Genomic DNA, 20863 nt, shown 5'->3' on the forward strand with positions numbered 1-20863 from the left:
AATTGCTTAATGTTTTTTCTTGAACAAATGAAATTTTGTTCTCGGCAAACGGATTTTCAAGAAGTTTAGATAAGATGAGATATGTCGCTCAACTTTATTTTCATAGACATCGTCAATTGTAATCATGATACCCGTTTCTTCTACGTCACCAAAGTGAGTATTTACAGCTGTTCCAAAGCTTCTCATTGATGGAGATAAACCCATGTATGCATTAATAAGTGGTGGGATATTAGCTCCGTTTTCGCGTACAATTCTGGATAAGATCTTGTAGTTTTCTTTGAAATCAACCCCGTTGTAAGTGGCGTCCATGGTGGCTGTGTCCGTATTTGTTTTAAGCGGATTCAATGGCCACGCAAGATTATCAGGATCGTTAAACATACGGTTCATGAAATAAAGAATGTGATTACGAGCCTCGGTGTTAAAATGAGGGTACATGGTCACTTTCCCAAAGAAATATTTAATCTCAGGATACTCTACAATTAGAGCACCCAGTCCATCCCATAAATTGTCGAGAGCATATAGACTCTTTCTGCCTTTTAGAATTGATTGGTATTCAGGCTGAACAAATGAACGGCCTAATTCAATCATATTCGGGATATACTGAGTTTTGAATTCATCAGAGAAGTCAAATAATCTTGATGTTGCTAGTAAATAATCACCTTGTTTATTGGTGTGGGCATCTTTACAAATGATATAGCGATAACCACCTAGGATTTCTTTTGCACTGGGGTCCCAAACGATGAGTTGGTGATAAGGCTTTTCATCCAGATCATAATGATCGATATCGGTTTCCTTGCCTGTTCCACCACCAGCTTTTCTAAATGTAATTTCTCGTAAACGTCCCACTTCGCGCATTAAATTTGGCGAATCGTGATGTGTAAAGCAATAAATTTCGTTCGATCCCTTATTGGTCTTTCTTACAAATCTATCCTCGGTGAGTTCTTTTTCAAGAAGCTCTCTGTCTACTGGAGGGATAATCTCTTTCATCTGTTTTCTTTTTATTTGGTGACGACGTTTCAATTCTTAAATTAAGAATAAAGAAATTCGCTTGTGGTGTATTTAAAGCAATATAAGTGAAAATAAGGGAATCACCATAGTTATTTTTATTGATGGACTATGATAATTGACTTAAATTCGGACAAATATAATGTATCTTGTGGATTTGTGATTAAAATAATTAATCGGCAAGATCGTAACATTGTTTCTTTATTTCTTCAGCCCACTGGTTTGGGGTTAAGCTACTATCAAGATTTGTATATGGGATAGGCTCACCAATCGTAATTTTAAATTGTTTACCTCTTTGTTTGAATAATTCATTCACAAGATAAAGCATCTCAATATTGGCTTTAAGTCGAATAAATTTTCTGAAGTTGGCTAAATTGTAAAAGAAATTTGAGTTTCGTCCGCTAATATGAATCGGAACAATATCACGCTGATGTTTTTTTGCTTTTACAATAAAACTTTTTTTCCATTCCAGATCTTTAATTATTCCCTTTTGTTTTCTGGAGACTAAGCCAGCAGGGAAGGTTAAGATGGTCGAATCCGATTGGTAGGCTGATTCTATAATTTTAGCCGCTTCCTTTGCTTGTCCGCCGTGTTTATTTATAGGAACAAAAACATTGCCCATGTTTTTAATATTCATCAGAATATCGTTTACTAAAAAGCGAATACTTTTAAAATGTTTCCCAAAGAGGCTGATAAGAATCAGTCCATCAGGGCCACCAAGAGGGTGATTGGCCACCAAAAGGTAGCGTTTGCCTGGATCAAGTTTTTCCAATCCGCGAATATCGTAGGTAATTGATAATTCATCCAAAACAGATTGAGAGAAATCGATACCTTGTTTTTGGTGGTTTCTGCTTAGGAAATCGTTCAGTTCATCCTGATGAATAATGCGTTTTAAATATGAGATGATGAAACCAGGAATTAATCGAGCGACTTTTTCGCTTTTACTGGCAAATACCTGTTTGAGATCTATCTTTTGAAAATCCTGAGATTTTGACTGGTCTTGCATTTGTCTATGATTCTAAAATATAGCTTAGTTGTGATTTATTGTGATCAATAAATAGTTGATTTGAACGCAATAAACTCAATTATGGCCTAAATATCGGAATTTTATATTGACTTCCTCAAAAAACAGAGAATCAATCTATCTAAAAGTACACAAAGTGTTTATTTTTTTGTTTGAATGCTTGTGTTTACTGAGTCTATATCAGGATATTTTAGACTTCTTCAATTGTCATTCAGCTAATAAGATCTATCTTTGCACGTCATAAAAAACAATAATGGTCCTTCAGTAATGTTGAAGGGTAAGGATAATCGGAAGAATACAATGAGCAAAAGCAATAAGAAATTATTCATGGAAACCTATGGTTGTCAAATGAATGTTGCCGATAGTGAAGTCGTGGCTGCTATTATGGAGCACGATGGTTTTGAGAGAACTGAAGATAGAACTGAGGCAGATGTGATTTTGGTAAATACATGTTCTGTGCGTGAAAATGCCGAGCAAAGAGTTCGGGGTAGGGTTCAAGGTTTTAGTGAGTTGAAGAAGAAAAATCCGAAACTTTTAGTAGGTGTTATAGGCTGCATGGCTGAGCGTTTGGGTGAGAAACTTTTTGAGCAGGAGAAGAATGTGAATATTGTTGTTGGCCCCGATGCTTATATGGACTTACCCTCGTTGGTAAAGAAGGCTGAGCAGGGAGAAAAAGCCATTAATATTGATTTGTCGTTAACTGAAACTTATAAAGATATTTGTCCTGCGCGTATTGATGAAACGGCCATCTCGGGTTTTGTTTCAATTATGCGTGGATGCAACAATTTCTGTACATATTGTATTGTTCCTTATACCAGAGGGAGAGAGAGAAGTCGCAACTTCGAGAGTATTCTTAAGGAAGTTCATGATTTAGCTTCAAAGGGCTACAAAGAAGTAACTCTTTTGGGACAGAATGTGAACTCTTACCACTTTAAAAATTCTGTTTCGGAAATTACTTTTCCCGAGTTGCTGGAAATGGTAGCGAAGGCTGAGCCCAACATGCGTATTCGTTTTGCAACCTCGCATCCCAAAGATATGAGTGATGATACCTTGAAAGTGATGGCTGCTCATTCGAATATTTGCAGATGCATACATTTACCCGTTCAGTCAGGAAGCAACGAAGTTCTTAAGAATATGCGTCGAAAATATACCCGCGAGTGGTATATGGATCGTGTGGAAGCCATTCGCAAATATTTGCCGGATTGTGGTTTAACGTCTGATATTTTTGTGGGTTTCCACAATGAAACTGAAGAAGAATTTCAGGAAACATTAGATTTGATGCAGTGGGCTAAGTACGATTATGCTTATATGTTTAAGTATTCGGAACGCCCTGGTACATATGCTTATAAAAACTTAAAGGATAATATTCCTGAGGATGTTAAATCGAAGCGATTGGATGAGATGATTGCTTTACAAAGACAACTATCTTTAGAAAGTAATCAGCGTGATTTGGGTAAAACCTTTGAGATTCTAATTGAGGGTGTTTCTAAAAAATCAGATCAGGAGTTATATGGACGCAGTTCACAGAATAAGGCTTTTATTTTACCCAAGAAAAATTTTAAAGTTGGCGATTTTGTAAAAGTTAAAGCGGTGAGTTGCAACTCTGCAACTATGATTGGCGAGATTGTGGAATAAGTATTTTCTATATCCGGAATATATAAAAAGAGGCTGTCAGTTTTAACTGGCAGCCTCTTCTATTTGCTGTAGGTATTTGCTTAAGCAAGTAATGATTTTACTTTATCGGCAATGGTTTTTCCATCGGCACGTCCGGCTAATTCTTTCGATGCCATTCCTACAACCTTACCCATATCTTTTATTGAGCTTGCACCCGTTTTTTCAATTAAACCTTTAATAATTTCAGTCAGTTCTTCATCTGTGATTTGTGCAGGAAGATAAGCTTCAATATAAGCCATTTCTTTTAGCTCAACATCTGCTAGTTCCTGACGGCCACCCGTGATATATGTATCAGCGGAGTCTTTCCTTTGTTTAGCAAGTTTTTGTACAATTTTTAAAGCATCTGCATCAGCAATTTCAGTACTACCTGTTTTTGTCATTTCAAGAGTGAAAGCTGTTTTTACAGCTCTTAGAGCCTGAAGCTTTTCCTTATCTTTGGCTTTCATTGCAGCCTTTATATCGCCGTTTACTTGTTCTAATAATGTCATGATATATCAGATTATTGCATAAGGTCGAGTTTGGAAAAACCGAACTTATACAGATTTGTTATTAATTATCGAAATCATCTAAATCGAAATGAACCACATTCGATGTTCTTGGCGGTTCTGTTCGATGCAAGTTAATTTGCTTGCGTTTGTATGCAGGAATATCTTCGTTTTCTTGGATTTCAGCTTCGTTCATCATGCTGGCATCAAGTTTTTCGTTAAGCTTCTTTTCTGGCTCTGGTACAGGATCAAGTTCCAGCTGCAGTTTCTGTGTCTCTGTGACTTTAGCCGGGCCTTTCCCTCCTTTAAAAGCGTTGGGTTTACTAGCAGTTACAGTTTGTGGTTTGGCTTGATAATCTTCGGACTCTTCATGATCGAAACCTGTTGCAATAATGGTTACAGAAACCTTATTACCCAAACTTTCATCCTGACCGGTACCCCAGATGATATTACCACTATCACCTACTGCTTCATAAACATAGTCTGTAATTTCACCCACTTCGTCCATCGTTACCTCTTCGGTACCTGATGTAATGTTTAGTAGGATTGATTTAGCCCCACGGACATCGTTGTTGTCTAGTAGAGGAGAGGTTAATGCCTCACGAATAGCTGTGACTGCACGACCTTCGCCTTCAGCACTTGCTGATCCCATTACAGCCACACCACTGTCAGTCATCACGGTTTTAACATCTTCGAAGTCAACATTGATATAACCATGCAGTGTGATAATTTCAGCAATTCCTTTTGCTGCTGTAGCTAAAACATCATCGGCTTTTGAGAATGCTGTTGATAATTTTAGATCACCATATATTTCAGAAAGTTTAGCGTTGTCAATTACCAGAAGTGAATCAACACTTTCTTTCAGTTTTCTAATTCCTTCGATAGCCTGGTTGATACGTTGTCTTCCTTCGAATCGAAAAGGAATGGTAACAATACCAACTGTTAGGATATTCATATCTTTTGCTGCTTTGGCTATGATTGGTGCAGCACCGGTACCCGTACCACCGCCCATACCAGCTGTGATGAATACCATTTTGGTATTATCAGCCAATACTTCGCTGACATCGTCTAAGTTTTCAATAGCTGATTGCTCTCCTTTTTCAGGCTTGTTACCAGCACCTCGTCCTTCGGTTAAAGATTCGCCAAGTTGAATTTTTTTCGGCACGCTACTTTTTGCTAATGCCTGTGCATCGGTATTGCAGATAACAAAATCAACATCTTTAATGCCCTGCTGATACATGTAGTTTACAGCATTGCCACCACCACCACCAACTCCAATTACTTTAATAATTGAAGATTCGTCTTCTACTAAGCCAAAGTCCATTAATTCCTCGCTCATTAATCTATTGTATTTATCCTGGTTGGATATGTAATTGTAAAATAATAGTACCTCGCATTTTTGCGTTGCGAATTTAACGCTTAATTAGTTATGCCTTGACCTTCCGGATCAATTTTCTAAATGAAATTTTGCAGGACGAACTAATTATGACTTCATTGTAAGTTTACATTGAAGTATCTTCTGTATCGAATAGAGAACCTAAAGTATCTTTAAACCAACCGGATTTCTTCTCCTTCTTTTCTTTTTCTGCTTCGGGTGCAACAAAGGAGTCATTCGATTTTTTTGAGGCCTGTTTTTCTTTAAAATTATCAACCGTTTCCTCTTCCTCAATCACTTCTGTTTGACTCGAATTTTTTATTCTTGAGTTTGTATTTTTTCTTTTTGAGTGATTGGCTTCAGCTTCAAGCATCTCCGGGTTTTCAATAATCAGTTCGAGCTGAGGAGCCTTATTTTGCTCATGCTGTCGAGGCTGAATATTTAGTTCAGGAATCGGATTGTCCGAGAATCCCGTAGCTATAATGGTTACACTTAACTCATCCTGACAGGATTCACTATAACCATTTCCCCAAATAATATTCACATCATTCCCAACAACTGCTTGAACATATTCGGTGATTTCAGTTACTTCCATCATGGTTGCTTCCTCTTTCCCTGAAATGATATTAAGCAGAATATTACGGGCACCGTAAATATTGTTGCTGTTTAATAATGGTGAATTCAGCGCCTGCTTAATTGCTTTAATAGCTCTGTCTTCACCTGCTATGCTAGCCGATCCCATTATGGCAACACCCGAGTTACGCATCACGGTTTCAACATCGGCAAAGTCGACATTAACATAGCCATGAACTGTAATGATTTCAGCAATAGATTTGGCGGCTATAGACAAAACACTGTCGGCCTGTGCAAAAGCTTCGGAGAGTTTTAAGTCCCCAAACATACTTCTGAGTTTCTCATTGTTGATAATCAATAAGGCATCGACATGTTTTTCTAAATTTTCGATCCCCTCAAGAGCTTGCTGAACCCGGCGTTTCCCTTCAAATAAAAACGGAATGGTAACAATGCCAACGGTAAGGATATCTCTTTCCTTAGCCAGCTCAGCAATAACAGGTGCTGCACCAGTACCTGTACCACCACCCATACCAGAAGTGATGAAAACCATTTTGGTTTTTTCACCCAAAATCTTATTAACTTCTTCGATGCTTTCTATAGCCGATTGTCGACCCTTCTCAGGTTTATTTCCTGCGCCTCGACCTTCGGTTAAGCTTTTCCCCAATTGTATTTTAAAAGGAATGGGGCTGTCAATTAAAGCCTGTGAATCGGTATTGCAAATCACAAAACCGACATCCTTAATACCTTCCTTATACATGTGATTGACAGCGTTACTTCCACCGCCTCCTACACCAATAACTTTGATCATTGATTCTTCTTTTTCTTCGAAATCAACAGGTAGTAAATCGTCAATCATAACTTAGGGTTTATTGTGTTTTTTAATAAAATACAAATAAATGAAATTAGAATTTGATAGTGATATCCAGGGGAATTCATAATCCACACTAATTTGTTTTTTCAGATTCTCATATTAATTATCAAAAAGGGTTTCAAAGAATTGCTTTAAACCTCTTTTTCTTGTTTTAGTAGTTGTTTGGTTCGCTACACCATCGCTGGGTTTGTGTTGAAGTTTGTTTAAACCATTCAATAGCAAACCAATACTGGTTGCGTACATTGGAAGGTTTATCGCTTCGTCAACCTTAATCATAGATGACGCATTAGGGTAACCAATTCGAACATCTAAACCTAACGTTTCCTTGGTTAAGATATCCAGATTTTTCAGCATTGCACCCCCACCGGTAAGGACAATTCCTGCACCGAGTTTATCGCCATAAGGTGTCATATCAATCTGGTATTTCACGCGATCCAAAATCTCTTCCATGCGACACTGTATGATTTGTGCGACGGTTTTAAATGCAATCTCTTTAGGATCCCAACCTCCGGTTTGCGGAATATTGACCACCTTGTCGCTATCAGCTAATTGCTCAACAGCCTCACCAAATTGAATCTTTAGAGCTTCAGCCTGTTTCAGCAATAAATGGCAACCTTCTTTGATATCCTTTGTTACCACATCGCCACCAAATGGAATAACGGCGGTGTGACGAAGAACACCATCAAAATAAAGTGTAATATCTGTTGTTCCGCCACCTATATCAACCAATACAACTCCAGCCTCTTTTTCTTCCTGAGTTAATACAGCAAGAGAAGATGCCAAAGGTTCCAGAACGAGTTCTTCTATATCAATATCAACAGCTTTTACACAATTTTCGATATTTCTGGCTGAAGCCGTTCTTCCAATAATGATATTAAAATTACCATCAAGTCGGCGTCCTGCCATCCCCAGAGGGTTGGTGATGCCCTTATCCTTGTCAACCACATAGTCTTGTGGAATGACATGAAGAATTTGTTCGCCAACCTGAATTGGGATTCTGAAATTTTCTTTCAAGATGGTATCAATATCTTCCTGAGTAATAATTTCAGAACCGTTTTGGATGTATTTAAACTGTCGGTTCTTTAAACTTCTAATATGTTGTCCGGCGATACCAACGTATGCCTTATCAATTCTAAGATTTGTATTCTTTTGTAACTTGTCAACCACTTCGCGGATGGCTTCAATGGTTTGATTAATATTTTGGATAACTCCCTTAACAACTCCTGTCGATTTGGTTTTTTCTAAACCCAGTATTTGAAGTTCTCCGTTGGATGTAACTTTCCCCGCAATGGCAACAATTTTGGTTGTTCCAATATCTATGGCCGCTATAATTTCATTTGTGTTGATCATCCTATTGCCTTTTTGTACATACGATCTGATTCTCGTATTTCAAATTTATCTTTTTGTATTTGTTCCAACCTACGGTTGAAAACCCATCTTTGTATAATGCAAAGAGTTTTGAAAATTTCCTTTCAAAATTGTCGATTTTCCCGAGTTCAATCTTTTGACCACCAACTCTTGGGATTAAAATGTATTCATCATTCGAATCTACATAGATTTGGTTGATTTGTGAAGACCAAAATTCATCTTTTGTGATAAAATTTACGAGGGGGATCAGTTCAGTCTCAATCATTTTATCTTTGATGTGACCTGAAATAACCAAAACTCTTGCTGTATAGTTCGAAGATAGTGGCATTCGTTTCCCTTCCTCGTCAATATAAAAGCCTTTACCTTTTAATAATCGAACAATCGGTTTGCGTTGCTCGATATCGAGATGTAAGCAACCCGAAAGGGAATTAAAAGCTTCGGCATTTTTAACTGATGGGATTTTGTTAATTAAATTTTCTAAATTTTCCTTATTGATACTTGCAGCATTACTACCTATAATGTTGGGATGATTTTTAAGAATAAGCTTTTTGATTTCTGAATCGGAAATAAAATGCGTGTTTAAACTATCAATAATATTGATATCAATACCAGTAATCAGCATGGCATCACTTTTCTTGTTCACGAAGGCAAACGTAAAAATGATGTAGGCTAATAATGCCAAAGTGATTAATATGGGTTTGATTTTTTTTAGCATTTTATTCTTTGATTCATAGTGTGTTCCAGTGGTTTAACGAGCTTGTCGATGTCACCTGCTCCCAAAGTTAATAATACTTCTATTTCGCTCTGTTCAATTTGTTCAATTAATTCTTCTTTTGAGCAAATTCTGCCCTTTTTTGTCATCTTATCTAAGATTAAATTAGAGCTGATACCCTCAATCGGTAATTCCCGGGCAGGGTAAATATCCAACAAAATAATTTCATCTAACAGATCTAAACTTTCCGCAAATCCATCGGCAAAATCACGAGTTCGGGTATACAGATGAGGCTGAAATATGCCTGTGATTTTTTTATTAGGATAAATAGCTTTGACCGATGAAATACTTTCCCAAAGTTCCTTTGGATGATGTGCATAGTCATCAATAAAGACTAAATTTTCACTCTTGATTCGATAGTCGAAGCGTCGACGAACGCCCTTAAAATTATTCAGAGCAAATCGGAGTTCATCCTGACTGACCCCACAAATTAATGCAACGGCGCTTGCGGCAATTGCATTTTCAACATTTATCCGACCCGGATATGAAAGCTTTAATCCTTCGATACATCCTTCCGGATGTACCAGATCGAATTGATATAAACCTTGAACCAACTTTAGGTTTTTGGCATAGAAATCAGCTTCTTCCTCTAAGGAATATGAATAAAGATTGACATCAGATGGCTTTAGAGGCAGGCCTTTTTTGTGTACCAAATGACCACCTTTCTTTATTTGTCTGACATAATCTTGGAATGTTTTCTCCAATTCCTCTTTCTTACCATAGATATCCAGATGGTCAGCATCCATTGATGTGACAACGGCTACCTGAGGATGAAGTTGAAGAAAGGATCGGTCGAATTCATCCGCTTCTAAAACCACCCAGGGACTTGTTTTTGACAAAAGCAGGTTGGTGTTGTAATTTCTTGAAATACCACCTAAAAAGGCGTTGCAATCCAAAGCAGAACTTTTAAATATATGGGCAGTTAAACTGGATACGGTCGTTTTACCATGTGTACCAGCAATACCGACGCCATTCAAAGGATCAGACAAAAAACCCAAAACCTGGGCTCTCTTCATCAGAAGAAAATTTTCCTTTTTGAAGAAAGTCAACTGTTCGTGGTTGGATGGAATGGCGGGGGTGTAGACCACCAAGGTCTCCTCTTTGTTGAGATAAATTTCTGGAATTTGCTGAATGCCATCGTTAAATACAATACCAATGCCTTCTTTCTCTAATTCACCCGTAAGTAAGGTTTGAGTTTTGTCATAACCATACACATTTTTCCCAATGGCCTTGAAATAGCGTGCAATTGCACTCATGCCAATGCCTCCAATGCCAACAAAATAGATGTTCTTAAAATCCTTGATATTCATCATTTCTCTGCCTGTATGTGAATTCATTTAAGTCTGCAAGACCTAAATTTATTGCTTAATCATTTTTAATATCTCTTCTGCAATTTCGTCTGCAGCATTTGGTTTTGCCAATAAAGCAATATTCTCACGAAGCTTTGCTAATTTGGATTCATCATGTAATAGCAATAAGGATTCGTCGACCAATCGTTCTTTCGATTCAATATCCGGAATCATCAGGGCTGCGTCCTGATTAACCAAAGCCATGGCATTTTTTGTTTGATGATCTTCCGAAACATTAGGAGATGGGACTAAAATGCAAGCCTTTCTTACTAAACAAAGTTCTGAAATTGTTCCTGCACCCGCTCTTGAGATAACAAGGTCGGCACAGGCATATGCTAAATCCATTCGGGAAACGAAATCATAAAGCTGAATATTGTCCATATTGGCTTTTGAAAGTTTTTCTTTCATCTCCTGATGATAGAATTTACCACACTGCCAAATGACTTGAACAGTCTCATCTCTCAAAGCCTCAATATTTTCGATAATACTGTGATTAATAGTTCTTGCTCCTAAGCTTCCTCCAATAACCAAAAGTGTTTTTTTGTTTGGATCAAGATTGAAAAATTGTTGTGCTTCCAATCTTAAATCATCTAGTTTGGCAAGGTCTTTCCTTACCGGATTTCCAGTGAATAATATCTTATCGGCAGGAAAAAAGCGATCCATCCCCTTGTAAGCCACACAAATTTTATTGGCTTTCTTAGCTAACAGTTTATTGGTGATTCCTGCATAGGAATTCTGTTCCTGAATTAGAGATGGGATGCCCATTTTGTTTGCAGTATGCAATAAAGGTCCACTGGCATAACCACCTACCCCAACTACAGCATTAGGCTTAAATTCTTTTATGATTTTTTTAGCCTTGCGAAGACTTTTGAATAATCGCGAGAAAAACTTAAGATTCTCTTTGCTAAAATTTCGTTGTAATCCTCTTATGGGAAGACCAACAATTTTGTAACCAGCTGCCGGAACTTTTTCCATTTCCATTTTACCTTCGGCACCTACGAAAAGAATCTCGATATCGTCTTGTTTGGCTTTTAAGGCATTGGCAATAGAAATTGCCGGATAAATGTGTCCTCCGGTTCCTCCTCCGCTAACTATTATTTTAATTTTCGACATGGTTTACTATTTCTTGTTCTTTAACTGATCGGCTAACACTTAAAATCATTCCCAGGGCCGCACTTGTAAATATTAATGAGGTTCCCCCCATACTGACCAGTGGCAGGGGTTGTCCTGTTACGGGTATTAGATTTATCGAAACGGCCATATTTGTTAAGGCTTGTGCGACAATACTTAAACTGAGCCCGATGACGAGAAAGGCCGGGAACGTTCGATCACATTTCCGGACAATTGAGCCCGCCCGATATATTAGGAATAGGTACAAAGCCAGAATCCCAAATCCGCCAACCCAGCCCCATTCTTCAAGAATAATGGCGTAGATAAAATCGGAATATGGATGTGGTAAGAAATTTCTTTGATCGCTGTTACCTGGTCCTTTACCTAAAATACCACCTGAAACGACTGCTATTTTTGCCTGATCAACCTGATAGTTTTGTCCATTATCTTCTTTTTGCTCTCCAAGTCCGGCAAAATTAAGAATCCTGTTTCTAACGGTATGAATACGCCCGAAGCTATCGGGTAGGAATGGGGCTATGATTAGTAATACAATGATTAAACCCAAACCAATTCCCATGGTCCCTAGCAGATACTTGGCTGAAATACGTCCAATAAACATGAGCATCAAACAAATGCCACCTAAGAGGGCAGAGGTTGAAAAGTCATCGAGAAAGATAATGCCGCATACCACTCCAATTGAAGCAATGATTTTCCAGAAGGCCTCTTTCTGACATTCTTTATCGGTTTGAAACTTAGAGAGAATTCTTGACACAAACAGAATTAAAGCAAGTTTGGCAAGTTCAGAGGGCTGAAAATTAAAACCAATGACCGGGATGGTAATCCATCTTGAAGCCTGATTTAAGTTTACGCCGACAATTTTTGCTAGTAATAACATACCTACAGCCACAACTAAGCCCATGTTGGCCCAGCTGGAATAGTGCTTGTATGGAATTTTGTGGGTGACCCAAATGATGAAGTAACACCCCAGCAATAAGACCAGTTGTTTGATGAAAAAATAGGACGTATTTCCCCCTTTCACCTTATACGCCAGGGTTCCGGTTGAACTGTAGACTACTAAAAGCGAAATGATCGAAAGGAGAAATATGATGATCCATATGACCTTATCACCTTGTAATTTAAAATTGTTGATAAATCGTCCCATCTAAGTTTTAACTATAGTTTTAGCACTTCTTCTTTAAATTGTTGGCCCCTGTCTTCGTAACTCTTAAACAGATCGAAGCTGGCACAAGCAGGTGACAATAGCACGGTTGCTTCACCATCAGCAATTTTATAGGCTGTTTGAACAGCATCATGCATCGATGTTGTATCTGCAATTGTTTCGATGACGCCATCAAAAGCCTGGTGGATCTTGGAATTGTCGGTTCCTAAACAAACTATTGCCTTCACTTTTTCTTTTACCAAATCCATCAATTCGGCATAGTCATTGCCTTTATCAATTCCACCAACAATCCAAACGGTTTCGTCATCCATACTTTCAAGCGCATACCAGGTTGAATTGATGTTGGTCGCTTTTGAATCGTTTATAAAATCGACCCCATTCACATTTGAAAGCTTTTCAAGACGGTGCTCTACACCTTTAAAATCACTTAAACTTTCTCTGATCACCTCGTTGCGAATTCCCAGTATGCTGCCCGCTATCCCGGCAGCCATTGAGTTGTAAGTATTGTGTTTCCCTTTTAGGGAAAGTTCTTTTTGTTTCATATTAAGATTGATGTTTTCATTCTTAATAATTAATTCATCGTTCTTAAGGCTAGCCCCCTTTGGCAAACATTCATAAATACTAAATGGGTGCTTTTGTACCTGAACAGAAATTTGTTCCAATTCTTTGGTGATGATTTCATCATCCTGGCAGAAGATGAAGGCATCGTTTTCTGTCTGATTTTGAATAATTCTGAATTTTGAATCGATATAATTCTTCATTTTATAATCGTAACGATCCAAATGGTCAGGAGTAATATTCATTAAAATAGCGATGTCAGCTTTGAACTGTTTCATACCATCCAGTTGGAAACTGCTCAACTCAACAACAAAGTGTGTATAATCATTTTCTGCAACCTGACGTGCCAGGCTGTGTCCAACATTACCGGCTAAGCCAACATGGATACCCGCTTTTTTCAGCATATGATACAAAAGCAAAGTCGTTGTTGTTTTGCCGTTGCTACCCGTTATGCAAATCATTTTTGCATCCGAATAGCGTCCTGCGAATTCAATCTCTGAAATGACAGGAATATTTAAACTGTTTAGCTTTTTAATTAGTGGAGCCGTATCGGGAATCCCCGGACTTTTAATGACTTCACTAGCTTTTAAGATAAGCTCCTCACTATGTTTTCCTTCTTCGAAAGGAATATTGTATTGCTTAAGAATTTTGCTGTAGTTGGACGTAATTTCCCCTTTGTCCGAAACAAAAACGGGGAATCCCTTGCTCTGAGCTAAAATTGCAGCTCCAACACCACTTTCACCAGCGCCTAAAACAACGATGTTTTTCTGACTATTCATTTATCTGATTTTAAGGGTCACAATAGTGATAACTGCTAAGAAAATACCAATGATCCAAAAGCGAGTTACAATTTTAGCCTCAGGATACCCCTTTAATTGATAATGGTGATGCAGAGGCGCCATTCTGAAGATGCGTCGTCCTTCACCAAATTTCTTCTTTGTGTATTTAAACCACGAAACCTGCATCATAACAGAAACATTTTCTACAAGGAAAATCCCGCAAAGTATAGGAATCAGAAGTTCTTTATGGATAATGATTGCCAAAACCGCAATAATACCGCCCAATGACAGACTTCCTGTATCACCCATAAATACTTGAGCAGGGTAGGAGTTGTACCAAAGGAAACCAATGGTTGCACCAATAAAGGCTGATATGTAAACTACAAGTTCTCCCGAAAGTGGAATGTACATGATGTTGAGGTAGCTGGCATAGACCAAGTGCCCCGATACATAAGCCAAAATCCCAAGCGTTGCGCCAACAATAGCAGAGGTCCCGGTTGCCAGACCATCTAATCCATCCGTCATATTAGCGCCATTTGACACTGCAGTTACAATAAATATGGTCACAATAATAAAAAGGATCCATGCCAGTAGTGATGAATACTCCCCTCCGAAACGGACAAGACTCTCGTAATCAAATTCATTGTTTTTAAAGAACGGAATAGTCGTTTTGGTTGACTTGATATCCTTGGTCATGGCTGTTGCATTGGCGTGATCATTGGTGAAGCCTTCATCAACAACTTCGGTTTTTGTGCCAATATCATAGATATTAGCTCTTTCACGAATTACAACATCATCATTGATGTATAAGGTTAAACCAACAATTAAACCCAAACCAATCTGTCCTGCAATTTTAAATCGCCCCTTTAGGCCTTCTTTGTCCTTTTTAAAAACTTTGATATAGTCATCTATAAAGCCAATCAGCCCCAACCAAACGGTTGTGATAATCATTAAGATGATATAAATGTTTTCAAGTTTGGCGAATAATAAAACAGGTACTAAAATAGAAATCAATATAATGAGTCCCCCCATGGTAGGCGTTCCTTTTTTCTCGATTTGACCTGCCAAACCCAGATCTCTTACGATTTCACCAATTTGTTGCTTTTGCAGATAGTAGATGATTTTTTTACCAAAAACAGTTGCAATAAACAGCGAAGTCATGATACTTAATGCGGCGCGAAATGAGATATAATCAAACATTCCAGCTCCTGGAAAATCGAGTTCGTTTAGGTATTTAAAGAGATAGTATAACATGCTTATTGGTTAAATATTTCGTTTATAATTTCTTTGTCGTCAAAGTGGTGTTTGACGCCTTTAATTTCTTGATAATCTTCGTGACCTTTTCCCGCAACAAGAATAATATCATCTTTTTGCGCTAACATTATCGCTGTGCGAATTGCCTCTTTTCTATCCGAAATGGCCAAAACTTTTCTGAGGTTGTCCGCTGAAACACCTTCTCTCATTTCAGAAATGATTGTATCAGGGTCTTCTGATCGTGGATTGTCAGAAGTTAAAATAACCTTATCGCTATATTCAGCTGCAACTTGAGCCATTAAAGGGCGTTTGGTTTTATCTCTATCGCCACCAGCGCCAACAACAGTAATAACTGTTTCGTTTCTGGTTCTGAGTTGGTCGATTGTCTGTAAAACATTCTTCAGCGCATCAGGTGTATGTGCATAGTCAACAATTGCCATCACACCATTTGGCGAAATCAGACTCTCGAAACGACCAGCCACAGATTTAAGTTCACTCATTTTCATCAAGACTTCTTCTTTTGATTGATCGAGAAGTCGAGCGGCACTATAGACCGCCAAAAGGTTGTGTGCATTGAAATCGCCAATGAAATTGGTCCACAATTCCATCCCATCCATTTCCAATAGCATGCCATTGAAATGTTTTTCAAGAATTTGAGCTCTAAAGTCGGCAAAGGCACGGGTTGAGTAGGTGAATTTATGTGCTTTGGTATTTTGAAGCATGATTTTTCCATTCTTATCATCCGCATTTGTAATCGCAAATGCTGTTTTACCCAACTGATCGAAAAAGCCTTTTTTTGCTCTTAGATATGAATCGAAGGTCTTGTGATAATCCAGATGATCGTGAGTCAGATTTGTGAAAATTCCACCTTTGAAATTCAAATTGGCAGTTCTATACTGATCAATGGCATGTGAACTAACTTCCATAAAGCAATATTCGCAGCCTGCATCAACCATTTCATTTAAAAGCTTTGAAATTTGAATGGCATCAGGTGTTGTGTGTGTTGCTTTAACTGCTTTGGTATCGATATAATTGGTTACTGTTGATAGTAGACCAACTTTGTAACCCAATTTTCTGAATAGTTCATAAAGCAGACTGGCAATGGTTGTTTTGCCATTTGTTCCTGTTACACCCACAAGTTTAAGGTGATCCGATGGACGATTGTAATAATTATGTGCTAATGCAGAAAGGGCTTTAGATGTGTTTTCAACTTTAATATAGCTTACCTCGGGATGAATATTCTCGGGTAAACGCTCACATAAAATAGCTTTAGCACCTTGTTCAATCGCTCCTGATATATAATCATGGCCATCGGATTGAGTGCCGACTTGTGCAATGAAGAAATCTCCTTTCTCTACTTTTCTTGAATCGAAATGTATGGTATTGATCTCTCTTTCCAGGTTACCTATACTTTCAATTATATTTATGGATCCCAGCAGATCTGTTATTTTTTTTGTCATCTTAACTGTTTCTTATTTATGATGTCAGTCTTTTTTTTTGTTCTCTCTTCAATACGATCTTAATTTCTACTTAAGACAGTTCAATGTAAATTCTATCACCGCTTCTATAATTAGATCCTGGACGCAGCGATTGTTTTTTTACAGATCCAAAACCACTAATGTTAACTTTTAATCCTGCATTTTCCAGGATATAGAGCGCATCTTGTAGTCCCATTCCTTTTACATTGGGGACAAGGTGATTGTTGACAGATCTGTTTTTGTATCTGATTATGGAATCTTGACGAGAGGTTAAAACCCAATCGCTATAAATATCTTTATCATCAACTGTAACTTCTAATTCCTTGAATACTTTATCCAGATCTTCTTTATTCCCATTCAATGAAATCGGTACTTTTACTTCGTACTCTTGTTCATCTTGCTTGGGTGGATGCATGGCATAAGTCATGGCATAAACCTTATCTGCAATAGTTTTAAAAACCGGGCCTGCAACCTGGTTTCCGTAAAAGCCTTTCTTCTTATCAGGACTATTGATGACCACTATGCACGAATATTTAGGGTTGTCTGCGGGGAAATAGCCCGCAAATGAAGCCTGATAGACTTTATGTCCATAGCCCTTATTCTTATCTGCAATTTGAGCTGTTCCTGTTTTTCCTGCAATGCTATAACTGGAATTTCTCAAATTTGTTGCCGTCCCTCTTAAGACCACCCCTTCGAGCATTTTTTTGATTTTGCGCAGTGTTTCTCTGGAACAAAGGCTATTGTTTAAAACCTCTTCATCAAAGTGTTTTAATACTTTCCCATGATATTTAATTTCATTCACAAACATGGGTTTCATCATTCGTCCATTATTGGCTATAGCATTGTAGAGACTTAATGTTTGTAATGGCGTTTGTTGTACCTCGTAGCCAATGGACATCCATGGAAGAGAAATGCCTGACCAACCTTCTTCACCCGGGTATTTTATTTTGGGTATTCCTTCACCTTTAATATCCAGGTCCAAAGTTTTATTCAATCGAAACTCATATAAGCGATTGATGAAATTACGAGGTTTATCCTTGTAAAATTGGTTTACTAATTTTGAAATCCCAACATTTGAAGATTTTTCAAAGGCTTGCTGAACCGTTATTTTTCCATAGCCACCTATATGCGAGTCGCGCATTTTATCATTATAGTAACGATGAACACCATTGCCCGTATCAATTGTGTCGGTGGGTTCAATATAGCCATCTTCGAGTAGGGCCATCATAGATGCTAATTTGAAAGTTGAACCGGGTTCAGTGGCTTCACCAATAGCATAATTGTATATCTCTTCGTAGGTATTTGTTTTTTGATTTAATCCCAGATTTGCAATGGCTTTTATGGCTCCTGTTTCAACTTCCATCAGAATTGCAGAACCATGGTCTGCATGGTAAACCTGTAATTGCTGCAGAAGGGCAGATTCTGCAACATCTTGAAAATTGACATCTATTGTTGTAATAATATCGTTGCCATCTTTGGGGTCAACCTGATTGACCGGTAGCCATTTGCCTGACATCTTTTGCATCATAGAGATGCCGTCAACACCTTTGAGTTCATTTTCAAATAAACCCTCAAGTCCAACTTTACCTATCAGTTCGTTACCATTTCCTTTATTCAGATAACCAATGGTACGACTGGCTAAGTTGATATGGGGTTGTACCCTCTTATTTTCTTGTATGCAGATTAATCCCCCTTTGTTTGGAGATAGTCTGAAAAGAGGGAATGTTTTGATTTGCTTGAGTTCGTTGTAATTTATTTTTCGGCGATTAATGAGTACGTAACGGTTCTTTTTTGAATGAAATTTTGCATTCCACAAGAGTCTGTGATAAGCCGATTTGCTTCTGTCACCAAAAAATCGTGACAGACAAAGAGCTAATGAATCAACTTTTCTCTTGAAAAGAACATCCGTCAGTCCGGGAGCCTGAAAATCCATTCGCAGTTCGTAATAGGGGATTGAACTGGCTAGCAGACGACCATCTGCCGCACAGATGTCACCCCTGTTGGCATAAACAGTAATATCTTTTTTGCTGATGGATTGTGCACGTCCTTTCCATTTCTCTCCTTCAAAAACCTGCAGGTAGATAACTCGTCCCACCACACAGAATGCGAAAAGTAAAATCAGAGTGTAACAGACGCCCACTCGCCACATGATGTCGTTCTTTATTTGCACAGCTTACTTTTCTAAATATATTTTTACTGGAGGTTCTGTTGATTCAATCAAATCTAATCCCTCTTTTTCTACTCGTTTGACCACTTCTGATTGTTTACTCATATACATCAAATCGGATGCAGTTGTGATGGATTCAAACCGAAGTTCTTTAAGTTCTTTTTCAAGACTGACCATATCGCGATAAACCCTTTCTGATTGATATCGGTTGCTGATGTAATAAATACCCAATATTGCAATGAAGAGGATGAATGGGAGGTGGTGTACGACCACATCTTTAGACAAGACACTACCTGAAAGAATATCTTTAAAGGATCCTGAGGGGGTTTCTTTAATTTCTTCTTTTGGGCTAATGAAATCTTTATATTTTCGCTTGAATCCAAACATTATCTTTCGCTTTAAGCGGTTTTATTTTGTTCTTGGTTGTGCAATTCTCAGTTTGGCACTTCTCGATCTGTTATTCAGTTCCAGTTCTTCTTCGCTAGGAAGAATGACTTTTCGGTTAACAGCTTCGAGCGGCGCATTGGTTTTCCCATAGAAATCTTTTTCAGCACCCCCTGCAAATTTGCCATCTCTAATGAAATTTTTCACCAATCTATCTTCAAGAGAATGGTAGGTGATGACGGCTAATCTGCCGTTTGGTTTAAGTGCGTCAGGAATCTGATTCAGCATGTCTTTTAGAACATCCATTTCAGCATTGACTTCGATACGTAAAGCCTGGAAAACCTGAGCCCAATATCTGTGCTCCTTGAATTTTGGCGTACAAGGCATGATGACCTCTTTCAGTTGCTGTATGGTTTTGAATTCGTTATCGGCACGGTACGCTAAAATTAATCGAACGAGTTTTCCTGGGTTTTTAACCTCACCATAATATTTGAAAACTCGGAATAATTCGTCTGAGGAATAGGTGTTGAGAAGATCTGCTGCATTGAATTCAGCACTTTGATTCATTCTCATATCCAAATCGCCATCAAATCGGAATGAAAAACCGCGTTCGGCCACATCAAATTCATGCGATGATACACCTAAGTCAGCCAGGATTCCATCAACTTTTTCGTAGCCGATATATTTCAGGAAATTTTTGAAATATCTGAAATTGTGACGAATGAAGATGAATCTTTCGTCGTCGATGATGTTTCTCTCGGCATCAACATCCTGATCGAAACCGATTAGTTTGCCTGTAGTCAGGTGTTTTATGATCTCACGTGAGTGCCCTCCACCTCCAAAGGTTAGGTCGACATATATCCCATCGGGTTTAATGTCCAAAGCTTCAATGCTTTCGTTTAAAAGTACAGGTACGTGATATGATGTCATATTGTATGAGTGTTACAAAATTTGAAAATATATTCTAATTGGTTTTTGGCTTATTCTGCCATATTGCCGCCAAAAATGTCATTTGCCAATTGGTTGAACTCCTTTAGGTTCATTCCGGAGTCTTTGTATTGTTTTGAATCCCAGATTTCAATTTTACCATCCTGGCCAACAAGGGTTAGCCCATCAGAAAGATTGGTATCTGCAAAAAACTTTTTAGGGATAAGGATGCGTCCGTTACCATCGATTTGAACTTCGGCAGTTCCTCTAAAAAACTCTCTTAAGAAAGTCGCATGTTTGCGATTGAATGGATTTAATTGGCTCCGAATCATTGTTAATTGTTGGTTCCATTCCGACATTGGAAAAAGATCCAAACAATCTTCATATAGATTTTTTCGCATAACAAATCTGTCTTCGGAAGAAGCGGTAAGTAACTTTCGAAAAGCAGAGGGGAGTAAAACTCGTCCCTTTGCGTCTAGTTTGCATGGATAATCACCTATGAATGTTAACATTGACAAAATTGGTTTTCA

General features: G+C 38.1%; 18 protein-coding genes. 1 reads left to right on the forward strand and 17 read right to left on the reverse strand.

Annotated features, from left to right (window positions below; translation table 11 throughout):
• Positions 1-6: 6 nt before the first annotated feature.
• Together glsB and glsA are read right to left on the reverse strand one after the other, a co-directional pair.
• Positions 7-987 (reverse strand): glycine N(alpha)-acyltransferase GlsB, encoded by a 981-nt coding sequence (gene glsB, locus EV201_RS15625; RefSeq protein WP_130308582.1) that lies wholly within the window; start codon positions 985-987, stop codon positions 7-9.
• A 190-nt stretch (positions 988-1177) separates the two neighbouring features.
• Complete coding sequence (gene glsA / locus EV201_RS15630; protein ID WP_130308583.1) at positions 1178-2011, reverse strand: lyso-glycine lipid O-acyltransferase GlsA; 834 nt, start codon at positions 2009-2011, stop codon at positions 1178-1180.
• A 249-nt stretch (positions 2012-2260) separates the two neighbouring features.
• On the opposite strand from glsA, the gene miaB reads away from it, so the two are divergent.
• A complete protein-coding gene (miaB, locus tag EV201_RS15635; protein WP_242610506.1) occupies positions 2261-3664 on the forward strand; it encodes a tRNA (N6-isopentenyl adenosine(37)-C2)-methylthiotransferase MiaB in 1404 nt (467 codons plus the stop codon).
• 80 nt (positions 3665-3744) lie between these two features.
• Here miaB and EV201_RS15640 read toward each other — a convergent pair whose 3' ends face one another.
• The 15 genes from EV201_RS15640 to EV201_RS15710 form a co-directional block, all read right to left on the reverse strand.
• Positions 3745-4191 (reverse strand): GatB/YqeY domain-containing protein, encoded by a 447-nt coding sequence (locus tag EV201_RS15640; protein ID WP_130308584.1) that lies wholly within the window; start codon positions 4189-4191, stop codon positions 3745-3747.
• Positions 4192-4252: 61 nt separating this feature from the next.
• The gene (gene ftsZ, locus EV201_RS15645; RefSeq protein WP_130308585.1) at positions 4253-5527 is read right to left on the reverse strand and encodes a cell division protein FtsZ; all 1275 of its coding nucleotides are present in this window, start codon (positions 5525-5527) and stop codon (positions 4253-4255) included.
• A 163-nt stretch (positions 5528-5690) separates the two neighbouring features.
• Positions 5691-6992, reverse strand: coding sequence for a cell division protein FtsZ (gene ftsZ, locus EV201_RS15650; RefSeq protein WP_130308586.1), 1302 nt, complete (start codon positions 6990-6992; stop codon positions 5691-5693).
• A 114-nt stretch (positions 6993-7106) separates the two neighbouring features.
• Entirely contained in the window at positions 7107-8357 is a 1251-nt protein-coding gene (gene ftsA, locus EV201_RS15655) for a cell division protein FtsA (protein WP_130308587.1), read from the reverse strand.
• A gap of 1 nt (position 8358) precedes the next feature.
• On the reverse strand, positions 8359-9090 hold the full coding sequence (locus EV201_RS15660; RefSeq protein ID WP_130308588.1) for a cell division protein FtsQ/DivIB: 732 nt from the start codon (positions 9088-9090) through the stop codon (positions 8359-8361).
• Entirely contained in the window at positions 9084-10460 is a 1377-nt protein-coding gene (murC, locus tag EV201_RS15665; protein WP_207224519.1) for a UDP-N-acetylmuramate--L-alanine ligase, read from the reverse strand. Before murC ends, EV201_RS15660 begins: the two co-directional genes overlap by 7 nt.
• A 45-nt stretch (positions 10461-10505) precedes the next feature.
• Complete coding sequence (gene murG / locus EV201_RS15670; RefSeq protein WP_130308589.1) at positions 10506-11609, reverse strand: undecaprenyldiphospho-muramoylpentapeptide beta-N-acetylglucosaminyltransferase; 1104 nt, start codon at positions 11607-11609, stop codon at positions 10506-10508.
• Positions 11596-12768, reverse strand: coding sequence for an FtsW/RodA/SpoVE family cell cycle protein (locus tag EV201_RS15675; RefSeq protein WP_130308590.1), 1173 nt, complete (start codon positions 12766-12768; stop codon positions 11596-11598). Before EV201_RS15675 ends, murG begins: the two co-directional genes overlap by 14 nt.
• 11 nt (positions 12769-12779) lie before the next feature.
• Complete coding sequence (gene murD / locus EV201_RS15680) at positions 12780-14123, reverse strand: UDP-N-acetylmuramoyl-L-alanine--D-glutamate ligase (RefSeq protein ID WP_130308591.1); 1344 nt, start codon at positions 14121-14123, stop codon at positions 12780-12782.
• Positions 14124-15377: a phospho-N-acetylmuramoyl-pentapeptide-transferase gene (mraY, locus tag EV201_RS15685; protein ID WP_130308592.1), complete on the reverse strand. Its 1254-nt coding sequence runs from the start codon at positions 15375-15377 to the stop codon at positions 14124-14126.
• A 2-nt stretch (positions 15378-15379) separates the two neighbouring features.
• The gene (locus EV201_RS15690) at positions 15380-16837 is read right to left on the reverse strand and encodes a UDP-N-acetylmuramoyl-L-alanyl-D-glutamate--2,6-diaminopimelate ligase (protein WP_130308593.1); all 1458 of its coding nucleotides are present in this window, start codon (positions 16835-16837) and stop codon (positions 15380-15382) included.
• Positions 16838-16907: 70 nt separating this feature from the next.
• A complete protein-coding gene (locus tag EV201_RS15695; protein ID WP_130308594.1) occupies positions 16908-19025 on the reverse strand; it encodes a penicillin-binding protein in 2118 nt (705 codons plus the stop codon).
• Between the two features lie 3 nt (positions 19026-19028).
• Positions 19029-19409: an FtsL-like putative cell division protein gene (locus EV201_RS15700; protein WP_130308595.1), complete on the reverse strand. Its 381-nt coding sequence runs from the start codon at positions 19407-19409 to the stop codon at positions 19029-19031.
• A 21-nt stretch (positions 19410-19430) separates the two neighbouring features.
• Positions 19431-20336, reverse strand: a complete 906-nt coding sequence (gene rsmH, locus EV201_RS15705) for a 16S rRNA (cytosine(1402)-N(4))-methyltransferase RsmH (RefSeq protein ID WP_130308596.1) — start codon at positions 20334-20336, stop codon at positions 19431-19433.
• A 50-nt stretch (positions 20337-20386) separates the two neighbouring features.
• Complete coding sequence (locus EV201_RS15710; protein WP_130308597.1) at positions 20387-20845, reverse strand: division/cell wall cluster transcriptional repressor MraZ; 459 nt, start codon at positions 20843-20845, stop codon at positions 20387-20389.
• Between the last annotated feature and the right edge of the window lie 18 nt (positions 20846-20863).

The sequence above is a fragment of the Ancylomarina subtilis genome (genome assembly GCF_004217115.1).
GTDB classification, from domain to species: domain Bacteria; phylum Bacteroidota; class Bacteroidia; order Bacteroidales; family Marinifilaceae; genus Ancylomarina; species Ancylomarina subtilis.

Coding starts and splice junctions, on each gene's coding strand:
- glsB (WP_130308582.1), bottom strand. CDS start 987: ATGAAAGAGATTATCCCTCCAGTAGACAGAGAGCTTCTTGAAAAAGAA.
- glsA (WP_130308583.1), bottom strand. CDS start 2,011: ATGCAAGACCAGTCAAAATCTCAGGATTTTCAAAAGATAGATCTCAAA.
- EV201_RS15640 (WP_130308584.1), bottom strand. CDS start 4,191: ATGACATTATTAGAACAAGTAAACGGCGATATAAAGGCTGCAATGAAA.
- ftsZ (WP_130308585.1), bottom strand. CDS start 5,527: ATGAGCGAGGAATTAATGGACTTTGGCTTAGTAGAAGACGAATCTTCA.
- ftsZ (WP_130308586.1), bottom strand. CDS start 6,992: ATGATTGACGATTTACTACCTGTTGATTTCGAAGAAAAAGAAGAATCA.
- ftsA (WP_130308587.1), bottom strand. CDS start 8,357: ATGATCAACACAAATGAAATTATAGCGGCCATAGATATTGGAACAACC.
- EV201_RS15660 (WP_130308588.1), bottom strand. CDS start 9,090: ATGCTAAAAAAAATCAAACCCATATTAATCACTTTGGCATTATTAGCC.
- murC (WP_207224519.1), bottom strand. CDS start 10,460: ATGATGAATATCAAGGATTTTAAGAACATCTATTTTGTTGGCATTGGA.
- murG (WP_130308589.1), bottom strand. CDS start 11,609: ATGTCGAAAATTAAAATAATAGTTAGCGGAGGAGGAACCGGAGGACAC.
- EV201_RS15675 (WP_130308590.1), bottom strand. CDS start 12,768: ATGGGACGATTTATCAACAATTTTAAATTACAAGGTGATAAGGTCATA.
- murD (WP_130308591.1), bottom strand. CDS start 14,123: ATGAATAGTCAGAAAAACATCGTTGTTTTAGGCGCTGGTGAAAGTGGT.
- mraY (WP_130308592.1), bottom strand. CDS start 15,377: ATGTTATACTATCTCTTTAAATACCTAAACGAACTCGATTTTCCAGGA.
- EV201_RS15690 (WP_130308593.1), bottom strand. CDS start 16,837: ATGACAAAAAAAATAACAGATCTGCTGGGATCCATAAATATAATTGAA.
- EV201_RS15700 (WP_130308595.1), bottom strand. CDS start 19,409: ATGTTTGGATTCAAGCGAAAATATAAAGATTTCATTAGCCCAAAAGAA.
- rsmH (WP_130308596.1), bottom strand. CDS start 20,336: ATGACATCATATCACGTACCTGTACTTTTAAACGAAAGCATTGAAGCT.
- EV201_RS15710 (WP_130308597.1), bottom strand. CDS start 20,845: ATGTTAACATTCATAGGTGATTATCCATGCAAACTAGACGCAAAGGGA.